This window comes from Streptomyces sp. LZ34 (assembly GCF_053890475.1).
Genome location: NZ_CM132680.1, coordinates 11,714,698 through 11,735,902 on the forward strand (window position 1 = coordinate 11,714,698; position 21,205 = coordinate 11,735,902).

Genomic DNA, 21,205 nt, shown 5'->3' on the forward strand with positions numbered 1-21,205 from the left:
TCCGCTGGTGCCGGCTCACTTCTGCGACATGACGGGAAGGGTGTCGAGGTAGGACCGCAGCAGGTTCAGTCCGTCCCCGTCCTCGAAGACCGCGCTGAACCCGGCGGCCAACAGCGCACTGGTGCGGGCCGGGTCGCCCGTGCCGAAGACGCTCAGCTTGCCGCCGATCACGGCCGGCACGGTGCCCAGACCCGGATCGGACCGGACGGCTCTGATGAGCTGTATCCCGTCCAGGTGACCGTGTCCGTTGACGGTACTGACGACGATGAGGTCGGGCCGGTGCTCGGTGCACTTGGCGATGAGAAGTTCCTCCGGTACACAAGGGCCGAGGTTGACCACCCGGTGGCCCAGTTCCTCGAGCAGCATCTGCAGGAACACCAAATTCCAGGTGTGGGCATCGGACGGGGTGCTGGTGAGCACGATGCACAGGCCGCCACGGCGGGCGGCGGAGGTGCCCGGCGCGTCCACCCCAGAACCGACGCGCCGGTGGCTGAGCAGATCAGAACTCACTGAGGAACCTCGTTGCCAATTACGCGATAGGGACAGCAATTTCAAGAAAGTACCTGCGGCACCGCGCGGCCGAGGGGCAGTTGCAGGGGAAGATTGACCGGCAGATTCAACGCCCTTGACCTGCCGGATCCCACAGCCTAGGGTCACCCCCATGCCTTTTTCCGGCCCGCTTTCCTATGGGCAGATATCACTGTGGCGCGACATCCAGAGACTTCCTCGAGACCGTTGGCACGAGGTCAACATATCGACGGTCTGGGAATTGCCCGAGGGAACCGGGGCGGCAGCGGTCAAGGATGCCCTGAAGGCGCTCGCTCATCGTCATCCGTCACTGCGCACAACATACGACCTGAGTGATCCTCACCATCCCGTCCAGCTGGTTCATGAACCGGATTCGCTGTCCGATCTCAAGGTGCCGGAGGAGGCCGCCGGCGATGTACAGGAGACGGCTCGCCGCATGGCGGCGCTACCTTTCGATCTGACCACTGAATTCGGCTGGCGCGGCCGTGTCCTGACGCGTTCCGGAACGGCAACGCACCTTGTGTTCACGCACCATCACCTGGCGGCGGACAACTGGTCCCAAGGGATTCTCCGAGAGGAATTCCAAAAGGCCCTGGCAGATCCCGGATCCTTTCTTGGCCCGGGAGATTCCTATAGCTTGATCACCATGGCCGAGGAGCAGCGGGGCGACCCGTTCAAGGCTCGGCGCACCGCGGCCGAACGGCACTGGGAGAAGGTCCTCACCGCCTCGGCCGAGATCCCGGAGCAGCCCCTCCCCACCTCGGACGAACGCCCATTTCACGTGTTGCAGGCCGCCGTTCGGTCGACAGCGGCACAGACGGCGGCTCAGCAGCTGGCGGAGCGGCTCTCTCTTCCGAAGTCGTCCGTGCTTCTGACCGCCTACACAAGGGCAGTGGCCCAGGTGTGCGGGCTGCCGTCGGTGCCGGTTCGGCTCCAGTCGTCGAATCGCGGCAACGCCCGTTGGGGAAGCTATGTGACCTCGATGAACCAATGGGCCGCCGGCTGCCTGGACGCCAACGCGGGGACCAGCTTCGGGGAGCTTGCACAGGGCATCAACAAAGCTGCGTTCCTGGCTTATCGCATGGGCATGTACGATCCGGATTCGATCGGTCTGATGAAGCAGCGGTTCCCCTCCGCGGGTATCGATCCCGAGCCGGTCTGGGCATTCAACTACATGGTCCGTCCGGCGGCCAGAGCAGCGGATCCGGAGGAATCCGATGTGCCGGTGGTGAAGTGGGAGCGGCAGGTTTCCGCGATCGGCCCAAAGTTCCACACCCGCTTCATCGAAGACGGCTCAGCGGCATTGACCATCTGGCTTCGGGCCAGGGAGGTGGGCAAGGAGCTGGTATCGGAATTGCTGCTGGGAATTCACGAGGTACTGGTGTCGGAGGCGCGCGGGCTACGGAACGGGGAACGGTAGCTCCGGGGAGCCGCTGAAGCTGCCCTCGATTCTGCCGATGAAACTGCCGATCGAAGATAGGCGACTCAAGTAGCTTGCTGAGTGACAACATATCACCTTCTCGCATATATACCGGTTCACTGCAATGAATGGCATCGAGGTCCCTCAGTGAGTTCTGCTGCGTTCAACTCGGATACCTGCGCCGTGCCGGACGAACGGTTACTGGCTGCCTGGCTGGATATGACGGAACTCCCTCCCGTCCCACGGCTCGAGGTGGAGGAACCGCGCAGTCAGGGGCTGCGGCAGGCCGTGCGTGTGGTGACCGACGCCCTTCTCGGCCGGCCCACGCAGGAGGGCCGCCAGGTGCCGTCGGCCGGCGCCATCTATCCGTACGACGTCCTGGTGCTGGTGGACGAAGGTGACCGTCCGGAGCGCTCATCGGCACACTCCCCGGGCCACGCCCTGTTCTGGATGGACCTGCTGCGCCGTACCTGTGTGCGCCTGGGCGGACCGGCCACGCGCCTGGCTCGGCTGCTGCGTCCGGCGCTGCTGCCGGACGGCGGCGAGGCCGTGGCGCATGTCATCCTCCTGGCCCGGCCCTGGCTGTCGATGCGGAAGTACGGCTCGCGCGGCTATCTCTACACACAGTTGGACACGGGGCACGCGGCCACGAACCTGCTCGGAACCGCGCTCCAGGACGGTCCGGCCGTGCTGCGGCTGCACGGCCCCCGCGCCGCGATCCGGGCCGCTGTCGAACCCTTCCTGCCCCACCGCGAAGTGCATTCCGTCGTCACGATCGGCCGGCCGCACACATACGGCGAGACCAGCGACTGGGCGACGTTCCGGATGGCGGGTGACGTCGACCCCGCGGGCACCGGCCAACTGGAGGAGGTGTGCTGGTCGGGGCTTTCGGAGGCGGTGTACGACAGTTCGCAGCCGTTCGCCGCGCCCGCACGGCTGCACACCGCCGCCCCCATAGCGACCGGGTGGCGCCCTACGGCCCCTGGGGCCATCCCGCTCACTCAGTGGCGTGAGACCTCTCGGCGCCGACAGTCCTGCAAGCGGTTCTCCGGGGACGCGCCCGAGCCGGGTCCGCTCCTGGGCATGCTGACGGCACTGGACACCCCGCTCCCGGCCGACCTGTCCGAAACGGAGACAGGCCGGGGGGTGCGCGCGACGCTCCTGCTGCACGACGGGCCAACGGCTCAGGCGTGCTCGGAAGCCCTGCGCGGCAGCCGGATCGCCGTGACCGTGCCGGACCGATTCCGCGACCTCGACCTGCTGGTCCGTTCCTGCATGGGCCAGGCCAACGCGCGGGTCGCGGCCGGGTTCGTGCTGTTCCACATCCCCCGCGACGAGCTCTTCTCCAGTGGTCCGCGTGATCTCCGCGACGCCGTGTTCCGTGCCTCGTGCGGCGCGCACCTGCTCTATCTCGGCGCCGGACGGAACTCCGTGGCCATCACCACCATCGGCGGATACGACCCGGACCTGTGGCGCGAGTTCGCCGGTCTGACGGGCGCGGACGAGACCTTGTACCTGCTGGCCCTCGGCGTCGACCAGGCCGGCTCGATCAAGCACGACCGCGCCCAAGTCGCCTACGCGCATGGCGAATAGGCCATCCATCGGACCACGGACTCGGAGGAACGACATGCCCGGGGTGCTGAACCAGGTCTTCACCGACCTCCTGACGCAGCACGCGGACCGCCTCGCCGTCGCCGACACGCAACGTCGGCTGACCTACGCCGAACTCGACGCCGCGGCCGAGGAGTTCACGACGGAGTTCGGCCGCTGGTGGAGCGAAGCGGCCGCACGAGGTCCGGCCGCGGCACCTCCCCGAGTGGTCGTCCTGGCCGCCAACTCGGCTTCGTACGTGGTCGCCTACGTGGGCCTGCTGCGCGCAGGCGCCGTGCCCTTCCTGCTCGACCCCGCCCTGGCCGCGGAGGAGGTCCGCGCCGTTGCCACCAGTTGCGGCATCGACGCGGTCGTGCACGACCGTCCCCTCTCGCTGGGGATCGAACCGTCCGGCTCCGTCACATCCGGCGGCTACGCACTCAGCCGGACGGCGACGCCCGCGGAGCAGCCGACGGCCGACCGCCCCGAGCTGCTCGCCTCGACGGAGGTGTGCCGGTTCACCTCGGGCTCGACCGGGTCGCCCAGCTGCATCGAATTCTCCGGTACGGCCGTGCACAACGCGGCCCTGTCCTGGCGCGACGCGACCGGTCTCGGCTCCGACGACCGCATTCTGTGCTTCGCCGGGCTCTTCAACGGGCTGGCGTTCAACACCTCGCTGCTGGCGGCGTTCCTGGCGGGCGCGGCGCTGTGGCTACCGTCCGGACTGCCCACCTCGGGACAGGTGATCCGCTTCCTGCGTGAGATACGGCCGACCCGGCTCACCGGCTTCCCCGCCCTGTACGAGTCCCTGCTGCGCCGCCCCGAGCACATACCCGAACTCGCCGAGCTGAAGGTCGCCCTGTCGTCGGCGGCGCCGCTGAAGGCCACGACAGCCGAGGAACTTCGCACCCGGCACGGCCTCGCGGTGTGCAACTACTACGGTGTCGCCGAGACAGGGCCGCTGACCTTCGATCCCTTCCCCGCTCCGGAGCACGGCCAGGGCCGTCCCCTGCCTGGTGTCGAGTTCGTCTTCGGCGACGGAACCGGCACGACCGGTGAGATCCGGGTGCGCAGCACATCCATGGGGTCGCGCTATCTGAACGCGCCCGGCGCCTTCGAAGGACGGCTGGACCCGGACGGCTTCTACGCCACCCACGACCTGGGCAGCCTGCGGGAGGGTCGACTCCACCTCTCGGGCCGGGCCGGTTCCCGGTTGAACATCGGGGGGCGCAAGATCGACTCGGTGGAGGTGCGCCGCGCACTGCTCGCGTCCGGTGCCACCGAAGCGGTGGTCTTCGCCGTGGACAAGCGCAACGGCGACCCGATGCTCGTCGCCGTCGTCAGCGGACCCGACGGTCTCACCGAGGACGGGCTACGCGTCCGCTGCCTGGAACGGCTCGCTCCCTACAAGGTCCCCGAGCGGTTCGTCGTCGTGCCCGAGATCCCGACGACGGGCGTCGGCAAGCCGCGCATGAACGCGGCGCGTGAGCTGTTCCACCAGGCCACCGATTCCGCTTTCACTTCCTGAGGGAGATCACCCATGCCGAACGACCAGACCCTCGCCCACCGCGTCGCCGAACTGGTGGAGGAGGCCAGCGAGGGCACGCTCAGCTCGGACAGCGCGCTCGCCGACGGCAAGACACTGGCCGAGAAGGGGCTCTCCTCGCTGTCGTATCTGCGCCTGATCGACTCGATCGAGACCGAGTTCGGCATCTACGTCGACCTGGAGGGTGACACCACCTTCATGTCGACGATCCCCGGAATCGTGGAGTACATGGCCGCTGAAGGGGTTGCGGGTGCCGCCTGACCAGCGCAGCGTGCCCGGGCTCCGGGTCGGTGTCGTCGGCGCGACCGGCCGGCTCGGCTCACGGATCGCGGCCGAGTGCGCCCTGCGCCACGTCCCGGTCGTGATGACCGCACACAGCGGTGCGTGGACGGCCGAGCAGCCGCCGACCGTGGTGATCGACGCGTCGCGGGGCGAGGTGCTCCCGCGCACCGTCGCGTACTGCCGGGACACGGGCGCGTCGCTCGTCGCCTGCGCCTCCGACATCGGACCCGACGGCGAGCCACTCCTGGCGGAACTCGCCGGATCGGTGACCGTGGTCCGCGCGGTCAACCTGTCACTCGGCCACTGGCTCCAGGACCACCTGCTGAGCGTCGCGGGACAGCTCCTCCGCTCGTCGGCCATGCCCCTGCCGCGCGTGAGCCTCCTGGAGCGGCACACCGCGGCCAAGCGGGACCGCCCGAGCGCGTCGGCGCGCTCTCTGGCGGCGACCTGGGAGGCGCACGCGGGTGGGGCGGCGGTGGACGAGGTGGCCTCCTTCCGAGCCGGCCATCAGGTCAGTGAGCACGCGGTGCAACTCGACTTCCCGAACGAGTCGTTGACGCTGCACCACGACGTACGAGACCTGTCGGCCGCGATCCCCGGAGCGCTCGCCATCGCCGCGTGGGCACATGGCGCTCCCGCCGGTCTGGTGACGGCCAAGCAGGTCTACGACGGGCTGTTTCTCGGACCGGGCCGTGACGGAGACCGCGACCGAACGCCCGCCAGCGAATCGTCCTTCGCAGAAACGTGAGACATACGGTGACCAAGCAAACCCCGGCCACGCTGCCGCCCCTCGCCCGTCGGTTGCGCGCCCACGTGGCCATCGCGGCACGTTCCCTGTCATTGGGCGGCCACGACGACTTCAACCAGGGGCAGGTTTCCGCCCGGGTGCCCGGCGCGGACTACATGCTGATCAAGGGCGCGCTCAAGGGTTTCGACGAGTGCGTACCCGACGATGTGATCGTGGCGCCGGTCGACCCCGCCGCGCAGGCCCCCGCGCTCGCGCCCCCGGAGCTGGCGCTGCATCAAGCGGTCTACCGGGCGCGTCCCGACGTCAACGCGATCGTGCACAGCCACGCACCGCACACCCTGGTGTTCGGAACGAGCGACCTGGACCTGCGCGCCGTGTCGCACGAAGGCGCCTACTTCGAGGGCCGGCTGCCCCGTTTCACTCTGACCAGCAACACCATCCTCGACATCGTCACGGGGGAGCAGGTGGCCGACGCCCTCGGGGAGAACCCGGCGGCGCTGCTGCGCAATCACGGTGGCGTGATCGTCGGCAAGTCCATCCGGCATGCGACGGTGCACGCACACACCCTGGAACGGGCCTGTCGACTCCAGCTGATGGCCGAGCGGATACCGGGTGGCTACCACTCCTCCTCGCTCGAGGACGTGGACAGTAAACGGGCCTTCATCTATGCCGACCTCTCCGTCCGCTCCTACTGGGACTACGCGGTCGGGCAGGTGCAGAGGCACTGGCCGGAAGCCGCCGACTGGCCGTCCCAGGCCGCGCGGGAGGCCGCGTGAACGGCAGCCCGGCCGCCGGATCCGCGGAGCACCGGGAACTGTTCGCCCTCGTCGACGAGCTCGCCCGGGAGGAACTCGAACCACGGGCCGCCCGGTTCGAGGAGAGCGGGCAGTTCCCCGGGGACCTCGTACGGCTCATGGGGAAGCAGGGACTGATGTCACTGCCCTTCCCCGAGCAGTGGGGCGGGGGCGGGCAGAGCTACACCGTCTACCTGAGGGTGATCGAGCGGCTGGCCGGCAGCTGGCTGGCCGTCGCGGAGTCCGTGCACCTCCAGGTGCTGGCCTGCCACGGTCTGGCCCGGTTCGGATCGGACGAGCTGCGGGGACAGCTGCTGCCACGCATGCTGAGCGGGGAACTCCTCGCCGCCAACTGCATGTCGGAGCCGGAAGCCGGCTCCGACCTGGGCGCCATGTCCACCAGGGCGGTGGCGGAAGACGGTCACTACGTGATCTCGGGCACCAAGGCCTGGGTGAGCCACGCCGGCGTCGCGGACGTCTACAACGTGTACTGCCGCACCGGAGGATCGGCCCTGAGCGGGCTGTCCTGCTTCCTGGTCGACGCGGACTCGGAGGGCCTGCGCCCCCTGGCCCATGAGCGGAAAATGGGGGTGCGCTCACTGCCCACGGCGCAGATCGCGTTCGACGGGGTTCAGGTCCCCGACGAGCGCATGATCGGTCGCCGCAACCGTGGCATGCTCGTCGCCGCCCATGTCTTCGACCACGGCCGCCTCGGTATCTCGGCGTGTGCCGTCGGCCTCGCCCAGGCGGCACTCGACCACGCGACCGCGTACGCCAAGGAACGCACGCAGTTCGGCAACCCCATCATCTCCTTCCAGGGGATCTCCTTCCTGCTCGCCGACATGGCCACACAGATCGCGGCGGCCCGTGCCCTGCTGTATTCGGTGGCCGCGCTCAAGGACCAGGGCAAGCCGATCTCCGCCGAAGCCGCGAAGTGCAAGCTGTTCGCCACGGACACCGCGATGCGGGTCACGACCGACGCGGTCCAGGTGCTCGGCGGCTACGGCTACACCCAGGACTTCCCGGTCGAGCGGTGGATGCGAGAGGCGAAACTCCTCCAGATCCTCGAGGGCACCAACCAGATCCAGCGAGTCGCCATCGCCCAGTCCCTGTGACGGCCCCGACGTCCCGGCAGCCCCGACGGCCCAGTCCATATCCTCCACATCCCAGAAGGAACACATGACCGACTTCATGCGCTTCGGCCTCTTCATGTCGCCACTGCACCCGATCGGCGAAGACCCCAATCTGCTGATGCGCCGCGACCTCGGCTACGCGGAACTGGCCGATGAGCTCAACTACGACGAGCTGTGGGTCGGCGAACACCACTCCAACGGCTGGGGCACCATCGGCTCCCCGGAAATCTTCCTGGCCGCCGCGGCCGAACGCACCCGGCGGATCAAACTGGCGACCGGCGTCATGGCACTGCCTTACCACCATCCGTACATGGCGGCAGCGCGCGCGGTACAGCTCGACCATCTGACCCGGGGCCGGTTCATCCTCGGCGTGGGCGCCGGTTCGCTCGCCTCGGACATGCACATGTTGTGCGTCGACCCCGTCGAGGCGCGCCGCCGGACCCAGGAGTCCCTGGAGACCATCGTGGAACTGCTGCGGGGCGAGGCGGTGACGCGCGAGACGGACTGGTTCCGGCTCCAGGATGCCCGGATCCAGCACCGTCCCTTCGAGCCGGGCGGTTTCGAGATCACCGTCAGCAGCGCATCGTCGCCCTTCGGCATGCGGCTCGCCGGCCGCCTCGGGGTGAACGCGATGTCGCACGCCGCCCCACCGTGGGGGATGGTGCGCGCCGGTCACAGCCTGGGCATGGAGAAACTGGCCGAACAGTGGGGACACTTGGAGGACGCGGCCGCCGAAGCAGGCCATACGGCGGACCGGTCGACATGGCGGCTGACCCTGCCCGTCCATGTGGCCGAGACCCGTGAGCAGGCGCTGGAGGACATCTACGCCGGGTGGCTGCGGCAACGCAACGAATACTGGGCGGGCACGCACGGCATGCCGATGGGCCGCAGCGAGGTCGGGGCGCGCAAAGCCTTCGAGGCGACCATCGAGGCCGGGGGGATCATCACCGGTGGCGTCGAGGACTGCGTGGCCGCGATCCACAAGCTCCGTGACCTCACGGGAGGCTTCGGCTGTCTGCTCAACTCGGTGACGGACTGGGCGAGCCCTGAGCGTACGCGCAGGAGCTTCGAGCTGTTCGCCCGATATGTGGCACCCCGATTCAAGGGATCCACCAAGGGCCTCCAGGAGTCGCAGTCCTGGGTCGCGTCACAGGCCGCCACCTTCCAGGAGCGGTTCAACGCGGCCCGCACCAAGGCGATGGCCACGAGTACCGAAACGCAGAACTGACCGGCACGGGCGGGCCACGCCATGCGTGGCCCGCCGGTCCGTATCGGGACTCGCCCCGGTGGGCGGAGTCCGTGTGCTCAGAGTGAGCCGCCGATCAGCATGGTGGTGTCGACCAGACGGTTGGAGAAGCCCCACTCGTTGTCGTACCAGCCGACGACCTTCGCGTGCCGACCACCGATCACCTTGGTCAGACCGGCGTCGAAGATGCAGGAGGCGGGGTCGGTGACGATGTCGCTGGAGACGATGGGGTCCTCGGTGTAGCTGAGGACACCGGCGAGCGGCCCCTCCGCCGCCTTGGCGAACAGCCCGTTGATCTCCTCCGCGGTCGCCTCGCGGCTGAGGGTCAGGGACAGGTCGGTGGCCGAGCCGGTGGGGATCGGGACGCGCATCGCGTAGCCGTCCAGTTTGCCGGCGAGCGCCGGGAGGACCAGACCGATGGCCTTGGCGGCCCCCGTGCTGGTGGGCACGGTGTTGGCGGCGGCGTGGCGGGCGCGGCGCAGATCGCGGTGCGGACCGTCCAGCAGATTCTGGTCCGAGGTGTAGGCGTGGACCGAGGTCATCAACCCGTACTCGATACCGATGGCGTCGTGCAGGACCTTGGCCATGGGGGCCAGGCAGTTGGTGGTGCAGGACGCGTTCGAGACGATGGTGTGACGGTCGGGGTCGTACTGGTCATGGTTGACGCCGTAGGCCAGCGTCAGATCCTCGTTCTTCGCCGGGGCGGAGATGATGACCTTCTTGGCCCCCGCTTCGATATGGGCGCGGGCGCGGGTGGCGTCTGTGAACACACCCGTCGATTCGATGACGATATCGGCGCCGAGTTCCGTCCAGGGAAGTGCCCCGGGGTCACGTTCGGCCGATACGGCGATCCGCCTTTCCCCGATGAGGATGGCGCCTTCCACAGCGCGTACTTCCTGCCCGAAGCGGCCCAATGTGCTGTCATATGCGAAGAGATGGGCCAGCGTGGCGGTGTCGGTGAGGTCGTTCACACCCACCACTTCCACATCGGCACCCTGGTCGAACACCGCACGCAGATAGTTGCGGCCGATGCGTCCAAAACCATTGATGCCCACACGCACTGTCATCCGCGGAACCTCTCCTAAACTGCCGGGCCATGAAACGGGAACGGCGCCATTGCTCGGTCCCTTTCGGGTGCATGCACGGACGCGATGATACGCGTACAACCGGGTGGAGACAGGCAGTTGGACCGGCAGTTTCCGCGGCGACTTCGATCAGGTGTGCACCCTCCGCGTCCCGGAGGCAATGCGGTCGCGGATGCTCCAGTGATTCCTGCGAATGTACGTGCGCTGCAACCAGCGATCACGGCCGTCGTAGCGCGGCTGGAATTCAGAACGGGCGTGCAGGCCTTTCCGGTTGTTGATGAGCAGTGCCTGGCCGGGGCGCAGGAAGACTTCATGCGCCACTTCCCGGCAAGTGGACTGAAGTCGCTGCAGTGTCACTTCGGCTTCGCGGGTGATGGCGTGCACTCCATTGGCGGAGGAAGCGATTTCGGGGGACCATTCGGGCCCGCTGATGATGGGCACGGGGTCGGAGAGGATTTGTTCCTTTCCGGCCAACCGTGCATAGCCTCCGGGAGCGTTCAGCCTGAACAGGGGCTCCCTGAGCAGCTTGAGCGAGGAGACGTCCAGGGCCTGGCAGACATCCCGGGCGTCCGCGTAGTAGGTCCCGGCGACACCCTCATGGTCCGCGCGAAGGCAGTTGAGGACAAGGAAGTCCGGATTGCTTACGTTGTACGATCCCGCCGCATCGTACACGATGTCGTTGTGGAAATTAAGGAAAACAGTTGAGCTGCGATTCGTCTGACTCGTCGCTCCATCGGCGACAGGAATCACATCGTGAATCAGCTGCCCATTCTTCTCGGTGGTGAATCCGACGGGCTCGCCCAGCATCCCGCTGAGCCCGAGGAGAACCCCTTCCGAAAGGTGTGTGCGCTTCCCCTGGCAAGGGCCACCGTCATCGGGCGTATCGGGAAGTTCATGTTCGACGGGCAGGTTGCCGACCCGTGCCACGCCAGGAGTTTCCGCATGCCTGCCGAAATCCAGGATGGTCTGTAGGAGATCGATCGGCAAGGTCGCGAATATCTGATGGCAGCGAGCTGTCGCCCGATCCATGTCACGCGTCGGATCGGCCAGGCCTCCGAGTTGCTCCCCGAGGGATTCCTTCACCGCCTCCGGAACGACGAGGTCCATGAATGTGGGCGTCGACCGGAGGTCCGCACCTGTGTTCTCGGCTGCGTTCATGATCTTCCTTGTCAGCTTGCGCTCAGACAGGTCCGTGGAGCTATACCCATGCCGATACCATCCACACAGTCAGCACAGTGAGTTGCCGGTCTCTTCCGACGCAGTTGATCCGGCACATCTGGCGGCACATCTGACAAAGAGAGAGGGATGGCCATGCGCATCGCACTGCACTCGGTTCTCAAGGAGGGCCAGGAGGCCGGATACGAGGAGGTGCACGCCACGGTTCCGGCAGACCTGTTGGCGGCGCTGGGCCGGGCGGGCATCACCAACTGGAGGATCTGGCGCAGCGGACGCCATCTGTTCCACCTCGTCGACTGCGAGGACTTCGCCGCCGCGATGGCCGCGCTCGACGAGGATCCGGTCAATCACCGGTGGCAGGCGTTCATCGGCGAATACGTCGACCACTTCGAGACCACGGCTGGCTCCCCGGCCGGCGCCTCGGCCGACATGGCGCTCGGGCAGGTGTGGGAGCTGCGCGCGCAGGCCGCGGCCGCGGCGGAGGGGTGAGGGAAGGGCCGAACCGGCGGAGCTTACTCATCCGGGGCGCCTCGCGTCCGGTTTTCATCACACCTTGAGTGCCCCTGAAAACACTGAACCACCACCTCCGTATGACCGGGTGACCACCGCGCAGGGACGCAGAGGAGACCGGCAGACCACTCCTCGCGCACCCCCCGGCGCACCCCTACTGGAGGTCAGTGAGTTGAGCCACCGACGTGTGAACAAGCGGACCGTCGTCATAGCCGGCGCCGCCACGGCAGCCCTTGCGGGAGCGGCGATCCTGCTTCCCAACGCCAATGCGAGCCCGGACAAGTCGGCCGAGTCCAAGACGTTTTCGTCGCAGGCAGCCGTGAAGCTCGCGACGGGCCTCGCGTCGGACCTGGGCGGCAACGCGGCGGGGTGGTACTACCAGGGCGACACCAAGCAGCTGGTGATGAACGTCCTGAACGAGGACGCGGCGAACGACGTCCGGGCCAAGGGCGCCGTGGCCAAGATCGTCGAGAACAGCATGACGGAGCTCAAGGCCACCACCAAGACGCTGAGCGACACCGCCTCGGTCCCGGGCACGGCCTGGTCGATCGACCCGAAGACCAACAAGGTCCGGGTCCTCGCCGACAGAACCGTCACGGGTACGAAGTGGGCCACGCTGACCAAGGCCGTGGACGGCTTGGCGGGCAAGGCCACCGTCCAGCGCACCAACGGCGAGTTCAAGAAGTTCGACGGGACCGACGAGACCCAGCCCGGGGCCGACGGAGGTGCGGGCCAGGGCGGTGTGGACGACGGGGCCGGCCAGGGCGCCGGCCAAGGCGGCGCGGACGAGGGAGCCGGTCAGGGCGCGGGCCAGGGCGGTGCCGACGACGGGACCGGCCAGGGCGCGGGCGACGGTCAGGGTGCCGGTGACGGCCAGGGCGCGGGCGATGGCCAGGGCGCGGGTGACGGCCAGGGCGCTGGTGACGGCCAGGGCGCGGGCGACGGCGCGGGCGGCGCCGGTGAGCAGGCCGGTGCCCTGGACGGCGGCGACGCCATCTTCGGCGGTGGCGCCCGCTGCTCGCTGGGCTTCAATGTCACGGTCGACGGTGCGCCCGCCTTCCTCACCGCGGGCCACTGCGGCAACATCGCGGAGACCTGGGCCACCGACCAGGCGGGCGCCCAGCAGGTGGGCACCACTGCCGAGTCCCAGTTCCCGGTGAGCGACTTCGCGCTGGTGACGTACGACGACCCGAACACCCAGGCCCCCAGCACGGTGGACCTACAGGATGGCACCACCCAGCAGATCACTCAGGTCGCCGAGGCGAGTGTCGGGCTGGCGGTGCAGCGCTCCGGCAGCACGACGGGTCTCTCCGACGGCACCGTCACCGGCCTGAACGCCACCGTGAACTACGGCAACGGCGACATCGTCAACGGCCTCATCCAGACCGATGTGTGCGCCGAGCCCGGTGACAGCGGTGGCGCGATGTTCGCCGAGGACGCGGCCGTGGGCCTGACCTCCGGCGGCAGCGGCGACTGCACGCAGGGCGGCGAGACGTTCTTCCAGCCGGTCAGCACCGCGCTGCAGGCCACGGGCGCCGTCATCGGCGCCGACAACGGTGGCGGCGACGCGGGCGAAGGCGCCGGTGACGGCGCCGGCGACGGCGCTGGTGAGGGTGCCGGTGACGGCGCGGGCGACGGCGCGGGCCAGGGTGCCGGCGATGGCGCTGACGATGGCGCCGGACAGGGAGCCGAGGGCGGCGCGGACGAAGGTGGCGCGGCCGGTGACGAAGGCGCGGTCGGCAACGGCGACAACGGCGCGGTCGGCAACGGCGACAACGGCGCGGCCGGTGACGGCAGTGGCGACGCGGTCGGTGACGGCAACGCCGCGGACCACACGTAACGGCTGACCGAGGCAGGGTACGTCCTGCCACCCCCTGACCGAGGTCCCGGGCGCCTACCTGCCCCAGTGCCTGGGACCTCGTACCACCCCCCACCGGGCCGTCGGCGCCTCACCGCGTCGGCGGCCCGTCTTCGTCGGCGCCGGGGGGCCGCAAACCGGCCGACTCCGCCGCCGCGCGGAGCACATCCCGCAGCATCGCCGGGGTGAGCCGCCCGGTGAAGGTGTTCTGCTGGCTGACGTGGTAGCAGCCGAACAGCCGCAGCGGCGCACCCGCCCCCACCGCCCGCAGCGTGACCTGCGCGCCGTGCCCGAACGGCGGGCGCGGGCGGGGCACCTCCCAGCCGGCCGCGGCGAGCGCCGGCAGCGCGGCCTGCCAGCCGAACGCGCCCAGTACCACCACCGAGCGCAAGGTGGGGCGCAGCAGCCGCAGTTCCTGGACCAGCCAGGGACGACAGGTGTCGCGCTCCCCGGGCGTGGGCCGGTTGGCCGGTGGGGCGCAGTGCACGGGCGCGGTGACCCTGGCCCCGCGCAGTTCCAGGCCGTCGCCCCGGTGGGTCGCCACGGGCTGGTTCGCCAGGCCGACGGCGTACAGAGCCGCGTACAGGAAGTCCCCGGAGCGGTCGCCGGTGAACATCCGGCCGGTGCGGTTGCCGCCGTGCGCGGCCGGGGCCAGACCGATGATGGCCAGTGCCGCGTCGTCCGGTCCGAACCCCGGCACCGGGCGGGCCCAGTAGTCCCACTCCCGGTAGGCCGGGCGCTTGATACGGGCGGCCTCCTCCCGCCACCGCACCAGCCGCGGGCAGGCACGGCAGCCGCTCACCCGCTCGTCCAGCTCGCGGAGTGTGCCCGCACCCGGCGCCTCATGCGCGGGGTGTGCGGGATGCTCGGGGTGTCCGGGGGTGTTCAGCCGTGCCCGTCCTTGCGCAGAAAACGCCTCAGCCGGGTCAGCGGCCAGGTGTTGATCACATCGTCGGGCGCCAGCCAGCCGCGCTGCGCCGTCCCCACCCCGTAGCGCAGGGCGTCGATGTCGAGGGTGGAGTGCGCGTCGCTGTCCACCGCGAACTTCGCGCCGTGTTCCTTGGCCCGCAGGATGTTCTCGTCCGACAGGTCCAGCCGGTCCGGGTGCGCGTTGATCTCCAGCGCGGTGCCGGTGCGGGCGCAGGCGGCGAACACCTCGTCCAGATCGGCGTCGATGCCCGGCCGCTTCCCGATCAGCCGGGTCGTCGGATGGCCGATGATGTTGACGTTCGGGTTCTCGCAGGCCCGCAGGAGCCGCCGGGTCATCTCGTCCCGCGCCAGGCCGAACTGCGTGTGCACCGAGGCCACGCACAGGTCGAAGCCCTCGAGGAACTCGTCGGGCCAGTCCACGTCCCCTTGGACGTCGATGTTCAGCTCCACGCCGTGCAGCAGCCGCATCCCGCCGCGCCCCCGCCCCCGGTCCAGATCCCGGATCCGCTCGCGCTGGGCCAGGATCTTCTCGTCGGTCATCTGCTGCATGTACAGCTTCGGGGCGTGGTCGGTGACGGCGTAGTACGCGTATCCGCGCCGCCGGGCCGCCGCGATCATCTCCTCCAAGGGTTCGAGGCCGTCGGTGAGGTCCGTGTGGGTGTGCAGATCGCCGCGCAGATCGGACTCCGCCACCAGCTGGGGCAGCCGCCCGTTCAAGGCGGCCTCGACCTCGCCGCGGTCCTCTCGCAGCGTCGGCGGGATCCAGTCCATGCCGAGCCTGGCGTACACGTCCTCCTCGCTGCGCGAGGCGATCCTCTCCCCGCTCTTGGCGTCGAAGAGCCCGTACTCGGAGAGCTTGAGGCCATGGCGCATCGCGATCGCGCGGACGCGGATGTTGTGCGCCTTGGACCCGGTGAAGTACTGGAGCCCCGCGCCCCAGGAGTCCAGGGGCAGCACCCGCAGGTCCACCTGGAGCCCCTTGGTGGTGCGGATCGAGGTCTTCTTCTCCCCGCGCGCGATGACCTCGGCGGTGTACGGCAGGCGGGTGAACGCCTCCATGAACCGGTTCGACCGGTCGGCCGCGACCAGGATGTCGATGTCGCCGACGGTCTCCTTCATCCGCCGCAGCGACCCTGCGTACTCGCACCGCTCACAGCCGGTCACCCGGGACAGCTCGGCCACGATGTCGTCGGCCACGCTCATGGCCACGTTCAGCGGGACCCGGTCGCCGGCGGCCTGCATGAGGGCGATGCCGTGGAGGATGTTCTCCTCCGTCTTGGGGCCGAAGCCCTTCAGGTCGCGCAGCCTGTGGTCGTGGATCGCGTCGGAGAGCTGGTCGATGGACGCGATGTGCAGCTCCTCGTACAGCATCATGGCCTTCTTCGGCCCGAGGGCCGGGATGGCGGTCAGCTGCCGCACCCCGGCCGGGATCGCGGCGCGCGCCTCGTCGACGGCGGGCACGCTGCCGGTGCGCAGATACTCCACGACCTTGTCGGCGATCGACTTGCCCACCCCGGGGATCTCCCGCAGGCCCTTCGCGTCGAGCTCGGAGACATCGCGGGGACAGCCGCCGATCGCGCGCGCGGCCTTCTCGTAGGCGCGCGCCTTGAACGCGTCCCCGCCGGTGATCAGAAGGAGGTCCGCGTACTCGCGGAGCAGCGCCTCGACCTCCTCGTTGGAGCGAGTCACACCGTCAAGTCTAGGCAGGACAGCTCTCCGGTGGCGCGGCCGGGCGTGCCTGGCGCTCGGGGTCCGGTGGAGGGATCCTGGGTTCAGGAACGGGGCGGGGGCTCCGGATTCCTCCGGGTGCGCCCCGGCTCTCGTGCGTTTCCCCGGGATGGGGGAGGTCATGGATGTTGGATTCCTGAAGCCGCTGTTCGACTGCCTGGGTCCCTGGGCCTGCGTCTATCTGGACACCTCGCGCGCGACCGAGGACGCGCCCACGCGGCGCAGGCTGCGGGAGCGGTTCGTGTCCGACCAGCTCGCCCGGCAGGGCGCCGACGCCGCCACGCGCGAGGCGCTGGTCCATCGGCTGGCGGGCGAGCGGCCGGCGAGGCCGTCCGCGGGGCGGGCGCTGTTCGCGGCGGGCGGGGAGGTGGTCCTCGACCTTCCCCTGGCCACCTCCCCGGCCGATGTGGTCACCTCCTGGTCGATGCTTCCCCGGGTCGCGCCGCTGGCCTCGCTGCGCGGCGAGTGGCCCTCCTGCCTGGTGGCCCGCGTCGACCGCTCCGGAGCCGACCTCGAACTGCTCGACGCCGCCGGCCCGCGCCCCGTCGGCCGGGCGAGCGCCGGCCCGCCGCCGGGGCGCGGACACCGCTCCGTACCCGCCGACCGGTACGAGTGGCACTACCGGAACCGGGTCGAGAACACCTGGGACCAGGCCGCGGACCTCGTCGCCGGCGAGCTCGCCCGGCGGTGGCCGGAGAGCGACGCGCGGCTGCTGGTCCTGGCCGGCGACCCGCGGGAGCGCAGGGCCGTGCACGACAGGCTGCCCGAGCCGCTGCGCGCCAGCACGGTGCAGGCGCAGCACGGCAGCAGGGCCGCGGGCAGTTCTCAGGAACTGCTCGAAGCGGAGATCGACCGCGCCCGCGAGAAGTATGTCCGCTCCCACCTGGAGGACGTCCTCGACCTCTTCCGCGCCGCGCGGGGCCGCCCGGGGGAGCCGGGGGTGGGCGGGGCCCATGACGGTTCGGCGCCCGGTGGCGCGGCGGAGGGAATGCCCGCGGTGGTGGAGGCGGTGCGCAGCCACCAGGCGGCCACGCTGCTGCTGGGGCAGACGGGGGCGGACGCCCGGCGTGAGGTGTGGGTCGGCCCGGGTGTCGACCAGGTGGCCGTGCAGCGCGCCCAGGCTCGTGCGCTGGGGGTGGCCGCGCCCGAGCCGGCGCGCGCGGACGACGCGCTGATGCGCGCGGCCGCGGCGGCGGACACCGAGGTGCTGATCGTGCCGGAGGGCATGGCCGGACCGGCGGGAGGCCTCGGCGCGGTGTTGCGCTGGCACGGTTGAGCGGGCCGGGGGCGCGGTGGTGCAGGGTCCGGGGTGGGTCGGGCGTGTGCCCGTGAGACGCGGCGGCGTCGGTCCGGGGTAGGGCAGGCGTGCGCTCGTGCGGTGCTTGTTGGTCCTGTTGTCCGGGGTGATTCAGGGGCGCGCTGGCACGGAGCGGCGGTGTTGACATGTCGCATTCACGTCTCTAGCGTCCAGAGACTGTTAGGAAAGTTGCCTAACCAACGCCCGGCCCCTCAGGGAGACCTCCGTGTTCCTCCGCCTGGCACCACCCCGGCGGCGGGCGACAGCCCGCGTGCGACCCGTCCTGACCGCCGCGCTCGCCGCCGGCGGGCTGCTCCTGGCGCTCTCCCTCCCGGCCGGCGCCGCCCCGCCGCCCCGTACGCCGACGGCCGCCGATCCGGCCCGGCCGCCGGTCACCCGGGTGGGGTCCGCCGCGGGCACGGCCACCGCCCTGGCCGGCTTCGCCGTGCAGTCCTCGGCGAAGGTCACCGACACCCCCGCCGCCGTCTCGACGCCCGGCTACCCCGCCACCGGCTGGTACTCCATGGCGCCCCGGTCGACGGTGCTCGCGGGCCTGCTGGCCACGGGCGCGTACGCGGATCCGTTCTACTCGACCAACCTCAAGAAGATCCCGGCCGCCGACTTCGCCGTGCCCTGGTGGTACCGCTCCGACTTCACCGTCACCGGCCCCGACACCCGCACCTACCTGGACTTCAGCGGGGTCGTCTCCGCCGCCGACGTGTACGTCAACGGCAAGCAGATCGCCACCAAGGACCAGGTCGCCGGCGCGTACACCCGTCATGAGCTGGACATCACCGACCTGGTGAAGTCCGGCACCAACACGGTGGCCTTCAGGGTCCAGCCCAACGACCCGCGCAAGAACCTCACCATGGGCTGGATCGACTGGCTTCAGCCCCCGCCCGACGAGAACATGGGGCTGGTGCGCGACGTCCTCGTCCGCCGCGGCGGCCCGGTGGCCCTGCGCGGCGCGCATGTGACCACCGAGCTGGCCGTCCCCTCGCTGTCCTCCGCCGAACTGACCGTCAAGGCCGAGGCCCGCAACGACTCCGGGGCTCCCGTCACCGCCACCGTCTCCGGATCCGTCGGCTCGGTGTCCTTCAGCCAGACGGTGGCGCTGGCCGCACACGAGAAGAAGACCGTCACCTTCACGCCCTCCGCCTATCCGCAACTGCGCCTGGACCAGCCCCGGGTGTGGTGGCCGGCCGGGATGGGCGGCCAGCCGCTGTACGGCCTCGACCTGACCGCCACCGTCTCGGGCACGGCCTCCGACACCGCCCACGAGACCTTCGGCATCCGGGACGTCAAGGCCCCGCTGAACGCCGACGGCGCCCGCCGGTACTCCGTCAACGGCCGCCCGCTGCTGATCAAGGCGGGCGGCTGGTCCCCGGACGTCTTTCTGCGCTGGGACGCCCGCTACGTCGAGGACCGGCTGAAGTACGCCCTCGACCTCGGCCTGAACACCATCCGCCTCGAAGGCCATATCGAGCCGGACGAGTTCTTCGACCTCACCGACCGGTACGGCATCCTCACCCTCCCCGGCTGGGAGTGCTGCGACAAGTGGGAGGGCCAGGTCAACGGCGACGAGACGGGCGACAAGTGGACCTCGGCCGACTACGCGGTGGCCAAGGACTCCATGGCCGCCGAGGCCGCGCGGCTGCGCGACCACCCCAGCGTCATCTCCTTCCTCATCGGCAGCGACTTCGCGCCCGACGCGACCATTGAGAAGAACTACCTCGACGCCCTGAAGGCAGCCGACTGGCCCACCCCCGTGATCCCCGCCGCCTCCGCCAAGTCCTCCCCGGTCCTCGGCAAGTCCGGGATGAAGATGACCGGTCCGTACGACTGGGTGCCCCCGAACTACTGGTACGCCAAGCGCGAGGGCGGCGCGACCGGATTCAACTCCGAGACCAGCGCCGGGCCGGACATCCCGACCCTCGACACGCTCAAGCGGATGATGCCCCCGAGCGAGCTGGAAACGCTGTGGAAGGACCCGAAGGCCAAGCAGTACCACCGCTCGCCGTCGAGCACCTTCGGCGACCTGAAGCTCTTCGGCAACGCGCTCGGCGGCCGCTACGGCCCGCCGACCGGCCTCGAGGACTACGTGCGCAAGGCGCAGCTCGCGCAGTACGAGGCGGTGCGCGCCCAGTACGAGGCGTACGGCCGGAACTTCTCCGACACCTCCAAGCCGGCCACCGGCGTCGTCTACTGGATGCTGAACAGCGGCTGGACCTCCCTGCACTGGCAGCTCTTCGACCGCTACCTCGACCAAGGCGGGGCCTACTTCGGCGCCAAGAAGGCCAATGAGCCGCTGCACATCCAGTACTCGTACGACTCGCGGGAGGTGGTCGTCGTCAACAACCGGCATGACGCGGCCACCGGACTCACCGCGCGGGTGAGCCTCTACGACACCAAGGGTGCGCGGAAGTACGACAAGAGCGCCACCGGCGTGACCGTGCCGGCCGACGGCGGCAAGGCCACCGCGCTGACCGTGCCGGGCAGTGTCAGTGGCCTGTCGGGCACCTACCTCGCCAAGCTGGTCCTCACCGACGGCGCGGGCAAGGAGTTCAGCCGCAACGTCTACTGGCTGTCCACCGAGCCGGACGTGCTCGACTGGGACAACACCGACTGGTACTACACCCCGACCACCTCCTACGCCGACCTGACCGGGCTCAGCCGGATGGACCGGGCGCCCGTGTCCGCCACCGCGGCCACGACCACCGCCCCCGACGGCACCGCGACCACGACGGTGACCCTGCGCAACACCTCGAGCGGCCAGACCCCGGCCCTGCTGGTGGACGCCCATCTGGTGACCGGCGCGGGCGCGCCCGTCCTGCCCGTGCGGTGGACGGACAACCAGGTCAGCCTGTGGCCGGGGGAGTCCATGACGCTCACCGCCACCTACCGGGCGGCGGACCTGGGAGGCTCCTCGCCGTCCGTACGGGTCTCGGGCTGGAACACCGAGACCCGTACGGTCGCGGCGAAGCGTGGGAGCTGAGCGAATTCCCGGCGGGTCCTGCGGATTTCACAAGATCACAATCTTGTATGCTATAGGCAGCGCAAAGGAGCCCGTGGTCAGCCACCCGGCTACGGCCGGCGCTGACGGGCTCCCAGCGTGGACCCGCCGGTGTCCGTACGCTCACGAAAGGGGCTCCACATGCTGTCTACGCAGGATCGTCCCCCGGCGCCCAGTCGCTCCACCGGGCGGTGGCGCCGCTACGCCCGGCTCGCGGCGGCGAATTTCGTGCGCGGCGCCTCGTACGCGTGCGGCACCTCGTTCATCGGCCTGATGACCTGGTGGGTGCAGACCCACTAGCGGCACGCCGAAGGGGATCCT

18 protein-coding genes are annotated in these 21,205 nt (G+C 69.8%); 13 read left to right on the plus strand and 5 right to left on the minus strand.

Going from position 1 to position 21,205, the window contains the following annotated elements; all coding sequences use genetic code 11:
- Positions 1-15: 15 nt before the first annotated feature.
- Positions 16-510: a cobalamin B12-binding domain-containing protein gene (locus ACWY4P_RS50300; RefSeq protein WP_456207500.1), complete on the minus strand. Its 495-nt coding sequence runs from the start codon at positions 508-510 to the stop codon at positions 16-18.
- A 151-nt stretch (positions 511-661) separates the two neighbouring features.
- On the opposite strand from ACWY4P_RS50300, the gene ACWY4P_RS50305 reads away from it, so the two are divergent.
- The 8 genes from ACWY4P_RS50305 to ACWY4P_RS50340 all read left to right on the plus strand — a co-directional run bounded on the left by ACWY4P_RS50305 (position 662) and on the right by ACWY4P_RS50340 (position 9,269).
- Positions 662-1,948 carry a condensation domain-containing protein gene (locus tag ACWY4P_RS50305; protein ID WP_456207501.1) on the plus strand — a complete coding sequence of 429 codons (1,287 nt, stop codon included), beginning with the start codon at positions 662-664 and terminating at the stop codon, positions 1,946-1,948.
- A 219-nt stretch (positions 1,949-2,167) separates the two neighbouring features.
- Positions 2,168-3,541, plus strand: coding sequence for a hypothetical protein (locus ACWY4P_RS50310; RefSeq protein ID WP_456207502.1), 1,374 nt, complete (start codon positions 2,168-2,170; stop codon positions 3,539-3,541).
- A gap of 34 nt (positions 3,542-3,575) precedes the next feature.
- Positions 3,576-5,066, plus strand: coding sequence for a class I adenylate-forming enzyme family protein (locus ACWY4P_RS50315; RefSeq protein WP_456207503.1), 1,491 nt, complete (start codon positions 3,576-3,578; stop codon positions 5,064-5,066).
- A gap of 12 nt (positions 5,067-5,078) precedes the next feature.
- The gene (locus ACWY4P_RS50320) at positions 5,079-5,345 is read left to right on the plus strand and encodes an acyl carrier protein (RefSeq protein ID WP_456207504.1); all 267 of its coding nucleotides are present in this window, start codon (positions 5,079-5,081) and stop codon (positions 5,343-5,345) included.
- On the plus strand, positions 5,335-6,114 hold the full coding sequence (locus ACWY4P_RS50325; RefSeq protein ID WP_456207505.1) for a dihydrodipicolinate reductase C-terminal domain-containing protein: 780 nt from the start codon (positions 5,335-5,337) through the stop codon (positions 6,112-6,114). The genes ACWY4P_RS50320 and ACWY4P_RS50325 overlap by 11 nt, the downstream gene beginning before the upstream one ends.
- A gap of 8 nt (positions 6,115-6,122) precedes the next feature.
- The gene (locus tag ACWY4P_RS50330) at positions 6,123-6,890 is read left to right on the plus strand and encodes a class II aldolase/adducin family protein (protein WP_456207506.1); all 768 of its coding nucleotides are present in this window, start codon (positions 6,123-6,125) and stop codon (positions 6,888-6,890) included.
- Entirely contained in the window at positions 6,887-8,023 is a 1,137-nt protein-coding gene (locus tag ACWY4P_RS50335) for an acyl-CoA dehydrogenase family protein (protein WP_456207507.1), read from the plus strand. Before ACWY4P_RS50330 ends, ACWY4P_RS50335 begins: the two co-directional genes overlap by 4 nt.
- A gap of 64 nt (positions 8,024-8,087) precedes the next feature.
- On the plus strand, positions 8,088-9,269 hold the full coding sequence (locus ACWY4P_RS50340) for an LLM class flavin-dependent oxidoreductase (RefSeq protein ID WP_456207508.1): 1,182 nt from the start codon (positions 8,088-8,090) through the stop codon (positions 9,267-9,269).
- A 77-nt stretch (positions 9,270-9,346) separates the two neighbouring features.
- Here the strand turns inward: ACWY4P_RS50340 and gap are convergent, their stop codons facing one another.
- Together gap and ACWY4P_RS50350 are read right to left on the minus strand one after the other, a co-directional pair.
- A complete protein-coding gene (gene gap / locus ACWY4P_RS50345) occupies positions 9,347-10,354 on the minus strand; it encodes a type I glyceraldehyde-3-phosphate dehydrogenase (RefSeq protein WP_456207509.1) in 1,008 nt (335 codons plus the stop codon).
- Between the two features lie 147 nt (positions 10,355-10,501).
- Positions 10,502-11,530 (minus strand): TauD/TfdA family dioxygenase, encoded by a 1,029-nt coding sequence (locus tag ACWY4P_RS50350; RefSeq protein ID WP_456207510.1) that lies wholly within the window; start codon positions 11,528-11,530, stop codon positions 10,502-10,504.
- 147 nt (positions 11,531-11,677) lie between these two features.
- On the opposite strand from ACWY4P_RS50350, the gene ACWY4P_RS50355 reads away from it, so the two are divergent.
- On the plus strand, positions 11,678-12,037 hold the full coding sequence (locus ACWY4P_RS50355) for an L-rhamnose mutarotase (RefSeq protein WP_456207511.1): 360 nt from the start codon (positions 11,678-11,680) through the stop codon (positions 12,035-12,037).
- A gap of 208 nt (positions 12,038-12,245) precedes the next feature.
- Complete coding sequence (locus tag ACWY4P_RS50360) at positions 12,246-13,898, plus strand: S1 family peptidase (protein WP_456207512.1); 1,653 nt, start codon at positions 12,246-12,248, stop codon at positions 13,896-13,898.
- A gap of 109 nt (positions 13,899-14,007) precedes the next feature.
- Here ACWY4P_RS50360 and ACWY4P_RS50365 read toward each other — a convergent pair whose 3' ends face one another.
- Together ACWY4P_RS50365 and polX are read right to left on the minus strand one after the other, a co-directional pair.
- Positions 14,008-14,718, minus strand: a complete 711-nt coding sequence (locus ACWY4P_RS50365; RefSeq protein ID WP_456207514.1) for a uracil-DNA glycosylase — start codon at positions 14,716-14,718, stop codon at positions 14,008-14,010.
- Positions 14,719-14,801: 83 nt separating this feature from the next.
- Complete coding sequence (gene polX, locus ACWY4P_RS50370; RefSeq protein ID WP_456207515.1) at positions 14,802-16,535, minus strand: DNA polymerase/3'-5' exonuclease PolX; 1,734 nt, start codon at positions 16,533-16,535, stop codon at positions 14,802-14,804.
- Between the two features lie 160 nt (positions 16,536-16,695).
- On the opposite strand from polX, the gene ACWY4P_RS50375 reads away from it, so the two are divergent.
- The 3 genes from ACWY4P_RS50375 to ACWY4P_RS50385 all read left to right on the plus strand — a co-directional run bounded on the left by ACWY4P_RS50375 (position 16,696) and on the right by ACWY4P_RS50385 (position 21,184).
- On the plus strand, positions 16,696-17,850 hold the full coding sequence (locus ACWY4P_RS50375) for a baeRF2 domain-containing protein (RefSeq protein ID WP_456207516.1): 1,155 nt from the start codon (positions 16,696-16,698) through the stop codon (positions 17,848-17,850).
- A 247-nt stretch (positions 17,851-18,097) separates the two neighbouring features.
- Entirely contained in the window at positions 18,098-20,866 is a 2,769-nt protein-coding gene (locus tag ACWY4P_RS50380; protein WP_456207517.1) for a glycoside hydrolase family 2 protein, read from the plus strand.
- Positions 20,867-21,025: 159 nt separating this feature from the next.
- On the plus strand, positions 21,026-21,184 hold the full coding sequence (locus ACWY4P_RS50385; RefSeq protein ID WP_014173534.1) for a hypothetical protein: 159 nt from the start codon (positions 21,026-21,028) through the stop codon (positions 21,182-21,184).
- The last annotated feature ends 21 nt before the right edge of the window (positions 21,185-21,205 follow it).

Bases quoted from the DNA above. Each gene is read 5' to 3' on its own strand.
- ACWY4P_RS50305 (WP_456207501.1), top strand. From the start codon at position 662: ATGCCTTTTTCCGGCCCGCTTTCCTATGGGCAGATATCACTGTGGCGC.
- ACWY4P_RS50310 (WP_456207502.1), top strand. From the start codon at position 2,168: ATGACGGAACTCCCTCCCGTCCCACGGCTCGAGGTGGAGGAACCGCGC.
- ACWY4P_RS50315 (WP_456207503.1), top strand. From the start codon at position 3,576: ATGCCCGGGGTGCTGAACCAGGTCTTCACCGACCTCCTGACGCAGCAC.
- ACWY4P_RS50320 (WP_456207504.1), top strand. From the start codon at position 5,079: ATGCCGAACGACCAGACCCTCGCCCACCGCGTCGCCGAACTGGTGGAG.
- ACWY4P_RS50340 (WP_456207508.1), top strand. From the start codon at position 8,088: ATGACCGACTTCATGCGCTTCGGCCTCTTCATGTCGCCACTGCACCCG.
- gap (WP_456207509.1), bottom strand. From the start codon at position 10,354: ATGACAGTGCGTGTGGGCATCAATGGTTTTGGACGCATCGGCCGCAAC.
- ACWY4P_RS50350 (WP_456207510.1), bottom strand. From the start codon at position 11,530: ATGAACGCAGCCGAGAACACAGGTGCGGACCTCCGGTCGACGCCCACA.
- ACWY4P_RS50355 (WP_456207511.1), top strand. From the start codon at position 11,678: ATGGCCATGCGCATCGCACTGCACTCGGTTCTCAAGGAGGGCCAGGAG.
- ACWY4P_RS50375 (WP_456207516.1), top strand. From the start codon at position 16,696: ATGGATGTTGGATTCCTGAAGCCGCTGTTCGACTGCCTGGGTCCCTGG.
- ACWY4P_RS50385 (WP_014173534.1), top strand. From the start codon at position 21,026: ATGCTGTCTACGCAGGATCGTCCCCCGGCGCCCAGTCGCTCCACCGGG.